General features: G+C 60.1%; 14 protein-coding genes, 1 tRNA gene and 2 pseudogenes. 5 read left to right on the top strand and 12 right to left on the bottom strand.

Going from position 1 to position 13,719, the window contains the following annotated elements; translation table 11 throughout:
* The first annotated feature begins 8 nt into the window (after positions 1-8).
* From PSH84_RS02625 to PSH84_RS02605, 5 genes are all read left to right on the top strand, one after another.
* Positions 9-902, top strand: coding sequence for a copper resistance protein B (locus tag PSH84_RS02625; protein WP_305468226.1), 894 nt, complete (start codon positions 9-11; stop codon positions 900-902).
* 42 nt (positions 903-944) lie between these two features.
* Positions 945-1,322, top strand: a complete 378-nt coding sequence (gene copC / locus PSH84_RS02620; RefSeq protein ID WP_122569378.1) for a copper homeostasis periplasmic binding protein CopC — start codon at positions 945-947, stop codon at positions 1,320-1,322.
* Positions 1,323-1,326: 4 nt separating this feature from the next.
* Positions 1,327-2,241 (top strand): copper homeostasis membrane protein CopD, encoded by a 915-nt coding sequence (gene copD / locus PSH84_RS02615; RefSeq protein WP_305468228.1) that lies wholly within the window; start codon positions 1,327-1,329, stop codon positions 2,239-2,241.
* 249 nt (positions 2,242-2,490) lie between these two features.
* Complete coding sequence (locus PSH84_RS02610; RefSeq protein ID WP_305468229.1) at positions 2,491-3,678, top strand: cyanate transporter; 1,188 nt, start codon at positions 2,491-2,493, stop codon at positions 3,676-3,678.
* Between the two features lie 117 nt (positions 3,679-3,795).
* Positions 3,796-4,731: a LysR family transcriptional regulator gene (locus PSH84_RS02605; RefSeq protein ID WP_305468230.1), complete on the top strand. Its 936-nt coding sequence runs from the start codon at positions 3,796-3,798 to the stop codon at positions 4,729-4,731.
* Positions 4,732-4,824: 93 nt separating this feature from the next.
* Here PSH84_RS02605 and PSH84_RS02600 read toward each other — a convergent pair.
* From PSH84_RS02600 to ruvA, 12 genes and pseudogenes are all read right to left on the bottom strand, one after another.
* A tRNA-Lys gene (locus PSH84_RS02600) sits at positions 4,825-4,900 on the bottom strand.
* A 63-nt stretch (positions 4,901-4,963) separates the two neighbouring features.
* Positions 4,964-5,638, bottom strand: coding sequence for a 7-cyano-7-deazaguanine synthase QueC (gene queC / locus PSH84_RS02595; RefSeq protein WP_163006903.1), 675 nt, complete (start codon positions 5,636-5,638; stop codon positions 4,964-4,966).
* A 19-nt stretch (positions 5,639-5,657) separates the two neighbouring features.
* Positions 5,658-6,305, bottom strand: a complete 648-nt coding sequence (gene queE / locus PSH84_RS02590; protein ID WP_305468232.1) for a 7-carboxy-7-deazaguanine synthase QueE — start codon at positions 6,303-6,305, stop codon at positions 5,658-5,660.
* A gap of 166 nt (positions 6,306-6,471) precedes the next feature.
* On the bottom strand, positions 6,472-7,302 hold the full coding sequence (gene ybgF, locus PSH84_RS02585; protein ID WP_305468234.1) for a tol-pal system protein YbgF: 831 nt from the start codon (positions 7,300-7,302) through the stop codon (positions 6,472-6,474).
* Positions 7,303-7,308: 6 nt separating this feature from the next.
* A complete protein-coding gene (gene pal / locus PSH84_RS02580; RefSeq protein ID WP_003205029.1) occupies positions 7,309-7,806 on the bottom strand; it encodes a peptidoglycan-associated lipoprotein Pal in 498 nt (165 codons plus the stop codon).
* 52 nt (positions 7,807-7,858) lie between these two features.
* A pseudogene (gene tolB / locus PSH84_RS02575) lies at positions 7,859-9,164 on the bottom strand (Tol-Pal system beta propeller repeat protein TolB).
* Positions 9,161-10,240 carry a cell envelope integrity protein TolA gene (gene tolA / locus PSH84_RS02570; protein WP_122569385.1) on the bottom strand — a complete coding sequence of 360 codons (1,080 nt, stop codon included), beginning with the start codon at positions 10,238-10,240 and terminating at the stop codon, positions 9,161-9,163. Before tolA ends, tolB begins: the two are co-directional and overlap by 4 nt.
* The gene (gene tolR, locus PSH84_RS02565) at positions 10,240-10,692 is read right to left on the bottom strand and encodes a protein TolR (RefSeq protein WP_161798348.1); all 453 of its coding nucleotides are present in this window, start codon (positions 10,690-10,692) and stop codon (positions 10,240-10,242) included. Before tolR ends, tolA begins: the two co-directional genes overlap by 1 nt.
* A gap of 23 nt (positions 10,693-10,715) precedes the next feature.
* Complete coding sequence (gene tolQ / locus PSH84_RS02560) at positions 10,716-11,411, bottom strand: protein TolQ (RefSeq protein ID WP_014339916.1); 696 nt, start codon at positions 11,409-11,411, stop codon at positions 10,716-10,718.
* A complete protein-coding gene (gene ybgC / locus PSH84_RS02555; RefSeq protein WP_003205037.1) occupies positions 11,401-11,868 on the bottom strand; it encodes a tol-pal system-associated acyl-CoA thioesterase in 468 nt (155 codons plus the stop codon). The genes tolQ and ybgC overlap by 11 nt, the downstream gene beginning before the upstream one ends.
* Before the next feature lie 127 nt (positions 11,869-11,995).
* A pseudogene (ruvB, locus tag PSH84_RS02550) lies at positions 11,996-13,059 on the bottom strand (Holliday junction branch migration DNA helicase RuvB).
* Positions 13,060-13,668, bottom strand: coding sequence for a Holliday junction branch migration protein RuvA (ruvA, locus tag PSH84_RS02545; RefSeq protein WP_053124616.1), 609 nt, complete (start codon positions 13,666-13,668; stop codon positions 13,060-13,062). It lies immediately after the preceding pseudogene.
* Positions 13,669-13,719: the final 51 nt, after the last annotated feature.

Genomic DNA, 13,719 nt, shown 5'->3' with positions numbered 1-13,719 from the left:
AAGCGACCATGACCCGTATCGTGAAATACCCCTTGGCCATTCTTGCCTTTGGCAGCAGCCTCTCGGCCTGGGCCGCGAGCAATGACATGCCCGGCATGGATCACAGCCAGATGCCGGGAATGGACCACAGCCAGATGCAAGGCATGGACTCGATGCAAGGCATGGAGCCCATGCAGACGGCCCCTGCCACCAGCCGCACGCCAATCCCGGCACTGACCGCCGCCGACCGCGCCGCCGTCTACGAGGATCATGGCGGACACGCGGTGCATGACAGTGCCATCCACTCGTTTTTCCTCATCGACCAGTTGGAATGGCAAGACGCCGATGATGGCAGCGCCCTGAGCTGGGATGCCTCCGGCTGGATCGGTGGCGATATCGACCGGTTGTGGCTGCGCTCCGAAGGTGAACGCCTCAACGGCAAGACCGAAGAAGCCGAATTGCAGGCCCTGTGGGGCCACGCCGTCAGCCCCTGGTGGGATGTGGTGGTCGGCGTGCGCCAGGACTTCAAGCCAGGCGATCCGCAAACCTGGGCCGCCTTCGGCGTACAAGGCATGGCGCTGTACAACCTCGAAGCCGAGGCCACCGCGTTCATCGGCGAGGGTGGCCAGAGCGCGGCGCGCCTGGAGGGCGACTACGACATCTTGCTGACCAACCGCCTGATCCTGCAGCCCACCGCCGAAGCCAACTTCTATGGCAAGAACGATCCCGCCCGTGGCGTCGGCTCGGGGTTGTCGGACACCGAGCTCGGCGTGCGGCTGCGCTATGAAATACGCCGCGAATTCGCACCCTACATTGGCGTCACCTGGAATCGGGTCTACGGCAACACCGCCGACTACGCCCGGGAAGAAGACGAAGACCGCAGCGAAGCGCGCCTGGTGCTGGGCGTACGCATGTGGTTCTGACCTGTTCACTAAAACTAAAAACCGAGCTGTAGGAGTCCTTGCATGTCATTCATCAAAACCGCCGTCGCCTTGTCCGCCGGCCTGTTGCTCAGTGGCCTGGCCCAGGCCCATCCGAAACTGCTGACCTCCACCCCCGCCGATGGCACCGAAGGGGCGGCGCCGGCCAAGATCGAGCTGCATTTTTCCGAAAACCTGATGACCCAGTTTTCCGGCGCCAAGCTGATGATGACCGCGATGCCGGGCATGGCGGCGCATTCGCCAATGCCCATGCCAGCCAAGGTGTCCGGCAGCGACGATCCGAAAACCATGCTCATCACGCCGAATGCACCGCTTACCGCCGGCACTTACCAGGTCCAATGGCGCGCAGTGTCGTCCGACACTCACCCGATCACCGGCAACGTCACGTTCAAGGTGAAGTGAGTTGATGAGCGACTCGATCAACATCGCACTACGCTTCACCCTGTACCTGGATTTGATGTTGCTGTTCGGCCTGGCTGCGTTTGGCCTTTATGGCCTGCGAGGCCAGGAGCGGATGTCGGGAGCGCAGTTGCCTTTCACGCCGCTACTGCTGATCTCGGCGGTGCTGGGCGGGTTGCTCTCCCTGGCAGCCATGGCGTGCATGGCCTGGGCCATGAGCGGTGTTTCGGCGTGGGCCGAACTGTGGCCACACATTGAAATGATGGTGATGGAGACCGAGGTCGGCGTGAGTTGGACGCTGCGCATGGCGGCGCTGCTGCTGGCCGGTGTCGCCGTGACGCTCAATCAGCGTTGGCCGACCGCCAGCCTCGTCCTGGTCGCGCTGGGCGGGGCGGTGGCTTTGGCAACCCTGGCCTGGGCAGGCCACGGCGCGATGGACGAAGGCGCCCGCCGTAACTGGCACTTCATCACTGACTTCCTGCACCTGTGGGCGGCGGGTGGCTGGGTCGGTGCCTTGGCCGCGTTTGCCCTGCTGCTTCGCCAGGCCGAACCTGCGTTGGCGGTGCTGGCCCGGACATTGACCGGGTTCGAAACCGCCGGGGCGCTGATCGTGGTGGTCATCAGCGTGACAGGGGTGGTCAATTATCTGTTCATCGTCGGCCCCAGTGTCACAGGGCTGCTGGACAGCACCTACGGTCAGTTGCTGGCGCTCAAACTCATCTTGTTCGCGGCCATGCTGGTGTTCGCCGCGCTGAACCGTTTTCATCTGACGCCACTTCTGGCTCAGGCCCGACAGACCGGCGAGCACAAGGTCGCGGTGAAAGCCCTGCGGCGCAGCATGGTGCTGGAATTCTCTGTGGCGGTGGTCATCCTGGGGTTGGTGGCTTGGCTGGGGACGTTGAGCCCGGGGATGGGCGCTTAGGAGGCGGCCAGAGGAACTCCAACCACACAAAAAACCTGTGGGAGCGAGCTTGCTCGCGATGAGGTCATGACTTCCAACATTAATATTGCCTGTTATGCCCCCATCGCGAGCAAGCTCGCTCCCACAGGGTCTGCGTTGTGACCATAATCTGTGTGCTATTTAGTTTTTCAATATACAACGCCAGTTTTCAGTTTGCCCCATCGCAGCTCCCCAGCCTAAATGATGCATTGTTTTAGCCAAGGCTCTGTTATGGAAAACGTTCGAACATCAAGCACTCACGCCGTCTGGCTGATGGTCAGCATCGTGTTGGTGGCGCTGAACCTGCGGCCCTCGATGGCCGCAGTCGGTCCGTTGCTGTCGGCCATTCGCGGCGAGGTCCCCCTGAGCTTCAGCACCGCCTCACTGCTGACCATGTTGCCGGTCATGGCCATGGGCCTGGCGATGTTCCTGGGCATGCGCATCGCCCTGCGCATCGGTGAGCACCGCACCATCGTTCTGTCGTTGTTGATCATCGGTATCGCCACGGCCTCACGCTTGTACCTGGACAGCGCCGCCGAGTTGATCATCAGCGCGGTGTTGGCCGGGCTCGGCATCGCGCTGATCCAGGCAGTGATGCCGGCGCTGATCAAGTCGCGCTATGCCGACAACGTCTCGCTGTTCATGGGGCTGTATGTCACGTCGATCATGGGCGGGGCGGCGCTTGCCGCATCGTTTTCGCCTTTTGTCCTGGCGCAAACCGGCAGTTGGCGCATCGGTCTGGCGATCTGGGCACTGTTGGCGTTGGTCGCCCTCGGTTGCTGGTACGCCCAGCGCGCAGCCGTGACGCCACTGCCCGAAGCCCAGATCCGGCAGCAAGCGTCATTCTTCAGCAATTCCCGGGCTTGGCTGCTGGCGATTTTCTTCGGCCTGGGCACCGCCTCCTACACCTGTGTACTGGCCTGGCTGGCCCCGTACTACGTGGAAAAAGGCTGGAGCGAACAACACGCGGGCCTGCTGCTGGGGTTCCTCACGGCCATGGAAGTGCTGTCCGGCCTCGTCACCCCGGCGATTACCAACCGCAGCCAGGATAAACGCCTGGTCCTCGCGGTGTTACTGGCATTGATCATGGCTGGCTTCTGCGGCCTGATCCTCAGCCCGGAACGCTTCAGCCTGTTGTGGCCCTGCCTGTTGGGACTGGGCATCGGCGGCCTGTTCCCGATGAGTTTGATCGTCTCCCTCGACCACTTGGACAACCCGCGACGGGCCGGTGGCCTGACGGCCTTCGTGCAAGGCATCGGCTACCTGATCGCAGGGCTCTCGCCCTTGATTGCCGGGATGATTCGCGATCAGTTGGGCAGCTTCGAATGGGCGTGGTGGTCGCTCACCGCCGTCATGGCGCTGATGATCCTGATAGTCCTGCGTTTCGATCCCAAGCAATACACGCGACATATTGACTAGGCAGCGCTTGTCGCGAGCCCAGCACCCTGTTTGAAGGATAAAAACCCCAGGCTCATGTATAAATGGAGACTTTCGTCAGGACAAAGAGAGACGCAGGGATGACGCCGAGAATAGCCGATGCTGGTCAGTAACCTGCTCAGAAAGCTGGACATGCAGGACCTGATGGTATTTGTGGCAGTGTACGAACAGGGCAGCGTCACCCAGGTCTCCGAGGCCTTATGCGTCAGCCAGTCAACCGTGAGCTACTGCCTGAAGAAACTGCGCACCAGTTTCGAAGACGATCTGTTTATCAATACCCGCTCCGGCATGAGCCCCACTCATAAAGCCACCGCCATGTACGGCCAGATACTGGGGGCCCTCGAGGCAATCAATAAATGCCATTCCGGTTTCCAGACATTCGATCCGAATCAGGAAGAAATCACGTTCAACCTCTGTGCGCCAGAATACTTCGAACTGCTGATCCTGCCCAAATTGCTCAAACGCTTCATCGGCAAGCGCTTTGCGGTGGTCATCAACACGACGAAATTTAATCGGGATATTCCAGCTGATGCACTGCGGGATGATCGCTTCGATCTTGTCGTCTGTTTCGGGCCGCACTTCCATGGCGATGTCAAAGGTCTGCGATCACAGGTGTTGCTCGAAGACGAGTTGGTGTGCGTCCTCGATAAAAGTTTCCCAGCGCCGCAAGGAGACTTCAGCGTGGAAGCGTTTGCCGCCCGCCAGCACGTATTTCCAACACCGTGGACGTCTGACACCAACATGATCGATGGCTGGCTCGCTCGACAAGGTTATAGCCGCAAGATAGTCGCAAGAGCCAACAGCTACGTAGCAGCGTTGAACCTGATCGCTGGAACCGACTTTATCCTGACATTGCCCCGGCGCATCCAGGCATTGATTTGCGATCAAGAACGATTCGGCGAACGCCAGCCACCAACGGGTTTACCGAACTTTACCCTGGACATGATGTGGAGCGAGAAAGCGAGCCAGGACAGCGCAAACATCTGGCTTCGCGAGCAGATCATGAAAGTATGCGCCGAGGAGGGCCTGCTCTGAGGGTCACTTCGGTTGGTGGACTTTTTCACGGACAAAAAAAATCCGGAAATCCTCACTTTCGTGGGCCTTCCAGACTTTTAAAACAGCTAAAAATGGTGGGTCGTGTGGGATTCGAACCTACGACCAATTGGTTAAAAGCCAACTGCTCTACCAACTGAGCTAACGACCCGCTGTGTGGTGGCGCGTATAATACTGATTTCTAAGGACTATTCAACACTTAATTTGAAATAAATCAAAAATAACGGGTTGGATCGCTCACACCCGCCGCCGCGAAGCCTTCTGCACGCAGGCGGCAGCTGTCACATTTGCCGCAAGCGCGGCCCTGATCGTCGGCCTGATAGCAGGAAACGGTGAGCCCGTAGTCCACGCCAAGCTTCACGCCCGCCTTGACGATGTCGGCCTTGCTGAGATTCTGCAACGGCGCCTGGATGCGGAAACCCTGCCCTTCGACGCCGGCCTTGGTCGCCAGGTTGGCCATGCGCTCGAACGCTTCGACGAACTCCGGGCGGCAGTCCGGGTAGCCGGAATAATCCACGGCATTGACGCCAATGAAAATGTCACGGGCGCCCAGCACTTCGGCCCAGCCCAATGCCAGGGACAGGAACACCGTGTTACGCGCCGGCACATAAGTCACCGGGATACCCTCGCTAGGCGCCTCGGGCACGTCGATGGAACTGTCGGTCAGGGCCGAGCCGCCGATACCGTTGAGGTTCAGGCCGATCACTTTGTGCTCCACCGCGCCCAGGTCCCGGGCAACCCGCTCAGCGGCGTGCAGCTCTGCGCGGTGGCGCTGGCCATAGTCGAAACTCATGGTGTAGCAGCGGTAGCCTTCGGCACGGGCCATGGCCACGACCGTGGCCGAATCCAGGCCACCTGACAACAGGATGACCGCACGTTTTTCAGCCATGTTCGAATGTTCAGTCATCTCAGCGCCCCGGCTCGTCGTTCCAAAGATATTTATGCAGCTGCAATTGCAGGCGCACCGGCAAGTTATCCGCCACCACCCAATCCGCCAGTTCCCGGGCGCTCAAATCGTGATGACTCGGCGACAACAACACTTCGCCAGCCCGCTGGTCGAGCCCGTACTGGATCAACTTGGACACAGCCCAGTCGTAATCCTCTCGCGAACAGATCACGAACTTGACCTGATCGTTGAACGTCAGCAGTTCGATATTCTCATAGCGGTTGCGGTGCGCTTCCTTGGAGCCTGGGGTTTTCAGGTCCACGACGCGGCTGACACGCGGGTCGACGGCCGAGATATCCAGGGCGCCGCTGGTTTCCAGCGACACCTCGTAACCGGCATCACACAACTGCTTGAGCAAAGGGATCGCGTTGGGTTGCGCCAAGGGCTCGCCGCCCGTGACACAGACATAACGCGGACGATAACTGGCCACTTGCTCCAGGATATCGTCGAGGGTACGCACGGTGCCGCCGCTGAAGGCGTAGGCGCTGTCGCAGTACTGGCAACGCAACGGACAACCGGTGAGGCGCACGAATACCGTGGGCAGCCCAGCCGTTCGCGTTTCACCCTGCAACGAGTAAAAAACTTCGGTGATTCTCAATGTGTCTTGCATAGTCGCCACGGGCGTAACAGCTAAACAGGCTGTCCGCCTCCGTCAGGCACTTCGAGGAACCCCGCCAACGCACAGATCCCAAAAAGCGTGTTTCATAAAAAGGGCGTGAATTCTAACGAAAAAACCCGCGACAGGCGCGGGTTTCTTCAAAACAGCTCAAGCCGGCTTACATGCGTTGCAGATCACGCTGGGCCAGTTGGGCGGCGGATGTGCCCGGGTATTGGGCCACCACCTGCTGCAAAATGCCTTTGACCTTGTCGGTATGACCGAGGCGGCGCTCTACGTCAGCCAGCTTGTACAGCGAATCCGGCACTTTGGCGTGCTTGGGATACAGTTGCGACACCTTGGCGAACGCCTGGCCGGCGCCTTGCAGGTCGCCCTTGGCCAGGTTCACTTCGCCCAGCCAGTATTGGGCATTACCTGCGTACTGGCTGTTTGGGTATTTGCGCAGGAAAGCGGCGAAGGCCTGGCTGGCCTTGTCGAAATCCTTGGCCTTGATCAGATCGAAGGCAGCATCGTAATAGAGCTTTTCCTTCGCCGGATCAGCCGGCTCGCCACCGGCGGCCGGTGCTGGAGCAGTAGCCCCAGCGCCTGCGGCTGCACCGGGGGCATTCAAGTCGCCACCGGCAGGAGAATTCTCAGGAGTCGCGGCAGGTGCAACACCGGTTCCTATGCGCCGATCAAGATCCTGGTATCGCTCCAGGTTTTCCTGCTTCATGCGCGAAATATCATTTTGCAGAACTTCAATCACGCCTTGCTGGCGCGACAGCTGATCCTGCATTTGTTGGAGCTGGTTGAACAGCTCGCCCTGTGCCGAGACAGGGGCCGAAACCCCTCCCCCGGCATAGGCGCCGTTCGTACCGTAACCTGCAGGCGGATAACTACTCCCGCTATTGTTATAGCCGGCATCGTTATCGACCACAGGAACCGCAGCCCACGCCGCAAGCGGCGCAAGGCTGAGAGCCAGAACAGTTACAGCACGACGGCACGTTCGCATGACGAATTACTTACGCAGTTCGACGCGACGGTTTTGAGCCCAGGACTGCTCGTCGTTGCCGGTAGCAACTGGACGCTCTTCGCCGTAGGAAACCAGTTCCAGCTGAGCTGGGGAAACACCTTGCAGTACCAGGTAGCGTTGAACGGCTTTCGCACGACGCTCGCCCAGTGCCATGTTGTACTCACGAGTACCACGTTCGTCGGTGTTGCCTTCCAGAACAACGCGAGCGCCGTTCGACTTCAGGTCTTTGGCGTGAACGTCCAGAGCGCGCATGGCTTCTGGCTTCAGGTCCGAGCTGTCGTATTCGAAGTAGAAGGTGGTGATTGCGCGCAGAGCAGCTTCTTCGCTCAGGGAGCCGTCAACTGCACCAGTGTTAGCGCCGTAACCAGCGTTTGGATCAACAGCGCCTTCACCGGCATTGTCGCCGCCTTTGGACGAGCAACCTACAGCTACAGCCATGGCCAGAGCCAGCGCAGCAAATTTACCAAACTTCAGCATTTCCATCGTGAAACTCCTAATGAACCCCAGTGTGTTAAGTAAAACGTATTGCGCCGCGTCAGTTCAGGTAAGGGGACCAGGACGGTTCTCTGACTTCGCCTTGTGCGGTAGGAAGCGGGAGCCTCACGCGTCCATTAATGGACACGAGCATCAAGACTCCCCGGCCCTGCTGGCGGGTGGCGTAGATTACCATGGTGCCGTTGGGCGCAACAGTGGGTGACTCGTCCAGAGTGCTATCAGTGAGGATTTTTACGCTACCGCGCTGCAAATCCTGGGCCGCCACCTTGAAATTGGTGAAACCGTCCTGGCGATGGATCATCACCAGAGTCTTTTCGTCCGCCGACAATTTAGGGTTGGCGTTGTAGTTACCGACGAAGGTCACGCGTTCGGCACCGCCACCACCGGCACTGGTCTTGTAGATCTGTGGCTTGCCGCCGCGGTCGGAGGTGAAGTAGATGGTCGAGCCATCCTTGCCCCAGAACGGCTCGGTGTTGATGCCCGGACCGTTGGTCACACGGGAGATCGAACGCGAGGCCAGGTTCATCACGTAGATGTCCGGGTTGCCGTCCTTGGACAGCACGAACGCCAGGCGCGAACCATCCGGTGACCAGGCTGGCGCGCCGTTCAGGCCTTCGAAGTTGGTGATTTGCTCACGACGACCGGTGTCGATGTGCTGCACGAAAATACGCGGACGCTTCTGCTCGAACGAGACATAGGCGATGCGCTTGCCATCGGGGGCGAAGCGCGGCGACAGGATCGGCTCGCGCGATTTGCAGCAAGGTCACCGCCCGCGCGCCGTCATAGTCGGAACGCTGCAGGGTGTAGCGGGTGTTGTTCTCGGAGAAACGCTCGGCCGTCACGTAGAGCATGCGGGTGGAGAACGCGCCCTTGATGCCGGTGAGTTTCTCGAACGACTGGTCGGCGATGTAGTGCGCCATGTCGCGCAACTGATCGACGCTGCCCGACACGCTGCCGGTCAGCACTTGCTGCTCGGTGGCGACGTTGAACAGGGCGTACTGCACCTGCAGGCGACCGCCGGCCGGAACGATGCTGCCGACCATGATGTACTGGGCGCCCAGGGCCTTCCAGTCACGGTAGATGACTTCGCTGGCCTGGGTTGGCAGGCTGATCATGTTCTGCTTCGGAATCGGCGCGTAGTAACCCGAGTTGCGCAGGTCGTTGCCGATGATGATTTCCGCCATGTCGTCCGGCAGGACGTTACCGCCCTGCCAGCCGAACGGTACGACGGCGATCGGGGTGGCCCGGTCGCTGCCGCTGGTGACCAGGATGTTCTTTTCCTCTGCTACCGCTATCCCTGCCAGGCAGCAGATAACGACCAGCATTGATCGAAGAAGGTTTCTCACAAGGCTAGATCCTCAGGTGTGAATGTCATCTTGAATGAACGATAGGGAGCAAAGTCGCTCGGTTTCATTCCTTGCATTTCCGTCAAACGCCCAATGTTCTTGACCGCAGCGACCGCCGAAGCGTCGAACGGACCGTCACCACTGGACTTGGCGACGCTGACCGAGGTAACCGTACCATCGGGCAACATGCCGATTTGCAATACTACCGTCATGCCTTTGCGCGCCGAAGGTGGACGAGCCCAGCCTTCTGCCGCTCGGGCGCGAATCAGATCATCGTAGCTGCCGGCGACTTCATCGCCCTGCTCATCGGCCAAGGCCTGCTGGCGCTCCGGCGTGTCGGAAAGCAAATCTGCCAAGGCCTGGGCCTTTTTGTCTTCGGCGGATTTACGCGCTGCGTCCTGGGCCTTTTTCTTGGCGGCGTCGGCGGCGGCTTTCTTCTTCGCGTCTTCGGCGACTTTCTTTTTCGCCTCGTCAGCTTCAGCTTTTTTCTTGGCGTCTTCGGCCGCTTTTTTCTTCGCGTCCTCGACGATCTTTTTCTTCGCTTCTTCAGCGGCCGCTTTCTTGGCCTCTTCTTCAGCGGCTTTCTTGGCTTCTTCTTCGGCTTTCTTCTTGGCTATATCAGCCAATTGTTTCTCTTCTGCCTTTTTGGCCTCGGCGGTTTTCTTCGCTTCGTCGGCTTTCTTGGCTTCGTCAGCCTTTTTCGCCTCGTCCGCTTTCTTCGCCTCATCGGCCTTCTTGGCTTCCTCGGCTTTTTGAGCCGCTTCCTCTTTCTTTTGTTCCGCAGCCTTTATCGCTTCCTGCTCGACCTTCTTCTGCTCCATCTGCTCGACTTCGGTCTGGCGCGCGGCGGATTTCTTCGCCTCACCGGCAAGCTTCTGGTTGGTCTGGGTGGTGGCCTGGCTTTTCGATTTGAGCTGGTACAACGTCGCCTGCACGATCGGCTTGGCCGGTGGCAGCTCCGGGGTCATGGCAAAACTGACGAACAGCATGCCGAACACCAGCACATGCAGGCCGATGGCCAGGACACTGGGCCAGAAATAGCTTTCCGAGGCGGACGGCTCTCGCTGTTGCTGCATCAGGGGGCCTCGGTGATCAAGCCAACATTACCGACCCCGGCTTTCTGCAGGCCGCCCATGGCGCCCATCACGGCACCGTAGTCGACAGTCTTGTCGCCACGAATGAACACCTGGGTGCGCTTGCCGGCGTCGTTGCCGACACGAATGATCTTGGTCACCGCATCGGTCATCTGCGGCAAGGTCATGGCCCGGTCCTGCTGCTTCTCGGTGTCCACTTCACTGCCAAGGTTCCAGTAGTAGGTCTTGTCAGCCTTGATCGAAATGGTCAGTACCTGGGTGTTGTTGTCCTGCGGCAAGGCTTCGCTGGAAACCTTGGGCAGATCGACCTTCACGCCCTGATTAAGCATGGGCGCAGTCACCATGAAGATGACCAGCAGCACCAACATCACGTCGATGTAGGGCACCACGTTCATCTCGGCAACCGGCTTGCGCTTTTTTCGGGCTCGAGCGATTAAAGCCATTGGGAAATACCTGCTTATTCTTCGCTGGTGTGCACTTTACGGTGCAGGATCGCCTGGAATTCATCGGCGAAGGTGTAGTAACGGCCGGTCAGCATTTCGCTGCGGGCAGCGAAGCGGTTGTAGGCGATAACGGCCGGGATGGCCGCGAACAGACCGATGGCGGTGGCGATCAGTGCCTCGGCGATGCCCGGGGCCACGGTGGCCAGGGTCGCTTGCTGGGCGGAAGCCAGGCCGCGGAAGGAGTTCATGATCCCCCACACGGTACCGAACAGACCGATGTACGGGCTGACCGAACCAACGGTGGCCAGGAACGACAGGCCCTGCTCGAGCTTTTCTTCCTCGCGGGAAATGGCGACGCGCATGGCGCGAGCCACACCTTCCATCACCGCCTCAGGGTCGACGCCCGGCTGCTGGCGCAAGCGGGAGAACTCCTTGAAGCCGGCACGGAAGATCTGCTCGACGCCCGAATCCGGGTCCGGGTTGCTGCCAGCCTGGCGATAGAGCTTGGACAGGTCGATACCGGACCAGAAGCGCTCCTCGAAGCTCTCCAGGGCACGGCGACCGGCGCGCAGCATGTTGCTGCGCTGAAAGATCATGATCCATGAGGTCACCGATGCGGCTACCAGGGTCAGCATTACCAGTTGCACCACGACGCTGGCATTGCTGACCAGGCTCCACATGGAGGAATGGTCGACGACGTTAGCTTCCACGCTTTATCTCCTGCTCTGAGTGTGTACCCGCGCCGCTCACGCCGGCAAAGGCCGCGCGTAGAGCTTCGGGAATGGCCCGGGGTTTCAAACTATGGGTGCGCACACAGGCCACCAAAAACTGCCCTTCGCAGAGCAGCACATTATCCGTAGCCCGCCTGACCTGCTGCTTGAAACGCAGGCTGACACGGTTCAATTCGATGACATCGGCACTTACCACCAGTTCGTCGTCCAGTCGCGCCGGCGCGTGGTAACGCGCTTCGCTGGAATGCACGACGAATAACAGGTCCTCCCCTGCGAGTGCGGATTGGGCAAAACCCAGTTCCCGCAGCCGTTCGGTTCGAGCCCGTTCCATAAACTTGAGGTAATTGACGTAGTAGACGATGCCGCCAGCATCGGTGTCCTCGTAATAAACGCGACAGCGATGTGCGAACGACTCCAGCCCGTTTTGCGCGCGCATACTCTAGTGCTTACTCCTCAGGTTGCCAATCGGCCTGGCAACTGTTTTTTCATTCTCGAACGCATTGACGCTCCAGACGTCGTCTGGGACAGCACGAACCGGAAAAAAGTCGGCGAACAGAGCTCGTTCAATCGTCCACGGCATCGAGGAATTCGTCTACCACCGGCATCTCGCCCATTCGTGTCGGGATGTTTAAGCCAAAGTGCAGATAAGCATGGCGGGTCACCACTCGTCCACGGGGGGTGCGCATGATGTAGCCCTGTTGGATCAGATACGGTTCCAGCACATCTTCAATGGTGTGACGCTCTTCGCTGATGGCCGCCGCCAGGCTGTCCACGCCCACCGGGCCACCGTCGAACTTCTCGATCATGGTCAGCAGCAGACGCCGGTCCTGGTGATCGAAACCACGCTCGTCGATGTCCAGAGCAGGTTCAACGCCAGGTCGGCAATCGGTTTGGTGATGTGGCCTTTGGCCCGAACTTCGGCAAAATCCCGGACCCGGCGCAGCAGACGGTTGGCGATCCGCGGCGTACCCCGGGCACGCCGGGCGATCTCATACGCACCGTCCGGGTCCAGCGGCAACCCGAGGATGCCCGCCGAGCGGCTGACAATCGTCGCCAGGTCGGCGTTGTTGTAGAACTCCAGGCGCTGGACGATACCGAAACGGTCGCGCAACGGGTTGGTCAGCATGCCGGCACGGGTGGTGGCGCCCACCAGGGTGAACGGCGGCAGGTCGAGCTTGATGGAGCGCGCCGCCGGCCCTTCGCCGATCATGATGTCGAGCTGAAAATCTTCCATGGCTGGGTACAGCACTTCCTCGACGATCGGCGACAAACGATGGATTTCGTCGATGAAGAGCACGTCATGGGGCTCAAGGTTGGTCAGCAGCGCCGCCAGGTCGCCCGGCCGTTCAAGCACCGGCCCCGACGTGCTTTTGATCGAAACACCCATTTCCTGGGCGATGATGTTGGCCAGGGTAGTCTTGCCCAGGCCCGGCGGGCCGAAGATCAAGGTGTGGTCCAGGGACTCGCTACGCCCACGGGCCGCCTGGATGAACAGCTCCATCTGCTCGCGCACGGTCGGTTGGCCGATGTAGTCGGCCAGGCTGACAGGACGAATCGCGCGGTCCTGGATTTCCTCGCGGTCACGGGGCGCGCCCGTGGCAGCGATCAGACGGTCAGCTTCAATCACTTAAATCATTCCCTTCAGGGCACGGCGAATCATGTCTTCGGTGCTCAGGCCTTTTTCCTTGATGGCGGAAATCGCCTTGCTGGCCTCCTGCGGCTTGTAGCCCAGGGAGATCAGCGCAGTGACCGCATCGTTTTCGGCGCTGACCGCAGGCACCGGCGCGTCCGGCTGGTTCGGCACCAGGGCGAACATCGCCGGCACCGCCTCCCAGGCCTTGAAGCGGTCCTTGAGTTCGACCAGCAGGCGCTCGGCGGTTTTCTTGCCCACCCCCGGCACCTTGGTCAGGGCCGAGGTGTCCTGGGACTGCACGCAACGCACCAATTCGTCGACTTCCAGGCTCGACATCAAGGCCAGGGCCAGTTTCGGGCCGACGCCATTGAGACGGATCAACTCGCGGAAGAAATCCCGCTCGCGCTTGCCGACGAAACCATAGAGTAACTGCGCATCCTCGCGCACGACCAAATGGGTGTGCAGGGTCAGCGGCTCGCCGACCGACGGCAAGCGATACAGCGTGGTCATGGGCACTTCCAGCTCATAGCCCAGGCCATTTACATCCAGAATCAGGTGCGGCGGCTGTTTTTCAGCCAGGGTGCCGCGCAAGCGTCCAATCACGTTTCAGATCCTTGGGTGTTGGCCAGCCCGCGGGCTGGCGAATAACAGCCC

This window comes from Pseudomonas beijingensis, assembly GCF_030687295.1.
In the GTDB taxonomy this organism is placed as follows: Bacteria; Pseudomonadota; Gammaproteobacteria; order Pseudomonadales; family Pseudomonadaceae; genus Aquipseudomonas; species Aquipseudomonas beijingensis.
The sequence above is the reverse complement of the archived record's forward strand: the minus strand, read 5'-3'. Positions and strand labels throughout refer to the sequence as shown.

Excerpts from the sequence above, each read along its gene's own strand:
- PSH84_RS02625 (WP_305468226.1), top strand. The coding sequence starts at position 9 with ATGACCCGTATCGTGAAATACCCCTTGGCCATTCTTGCCTTTGGCAGC.
- copC (WP_122569378.1), top strand. The coding sequence starts at position 945 with ATGTCATTCATCAAAACCGCCGTCGCCTTGTCCGCCGGCCTGTTGCTC.
- copD (WP_305468228.1), top strand. The coding sequence starts at position 1,327 with ATGAGCGACTCGATCAACATCGCACTACGCTTCACCCTGTACCTGGAT.
- PSH84_RS02610 (WP_305468229.1), top strand. The coding sequence starts at position 2,491 with ATGGAAAACGTTCGAACATCAAGCACTCACGCCGTCTGGCTGATGGTC.
- PSH84_RS02605 (WP_305468230.1), top strand. The coding sequence starts at position 3,796 with ATGCTGGTCAGTAACCTGCTCAGAAAGCTGGACATGCAGGACCTGATG.
- queC (WP_163006903.1), bottom strand. The coding sequence starts at position 5,638 with ATGGCTGAAAAACGTGCGGTCATCCTGTTGTCAGGTGGCCTGGATTCG.
- queE (WP_305468232.1), bottom strand. The coding sequence starts at position 6,305 with ATGCAAGACACATTGAGAATCACCGAAGTTTTTTACTCGTTGCAGGGT.
- ybgF (WP_305468234.1), bottom strand. The coding sequence starts at position 7,302 with ATGCGAACGTGCCGTCGTGCTGTAACTGTTCTGGCTCTCAGCCTTGCG.
- pal (WP_003205029.1), bottom strand. The coding sequence starts at position 7,806 with ATGGAAATGCTGAAGTTTGGTAAATTTGCTGCGCTGGCTCTGGCCATG.
- tolA (WP_122569385.1), bottom strand. The coding sequence starts at position 10,240 with ATGCAGCAACAGCGAGAGCCGTCCGCCTCGGAAAGCTATTTCTGGCCC.
- ybgC (WP_003205037.1), bottom strand. The coding sequence starts at position 11,868 with ATGCGCGCGCAAAACGGGCTGGAGTCGTTCGCACATCGCTGTCGCGTT.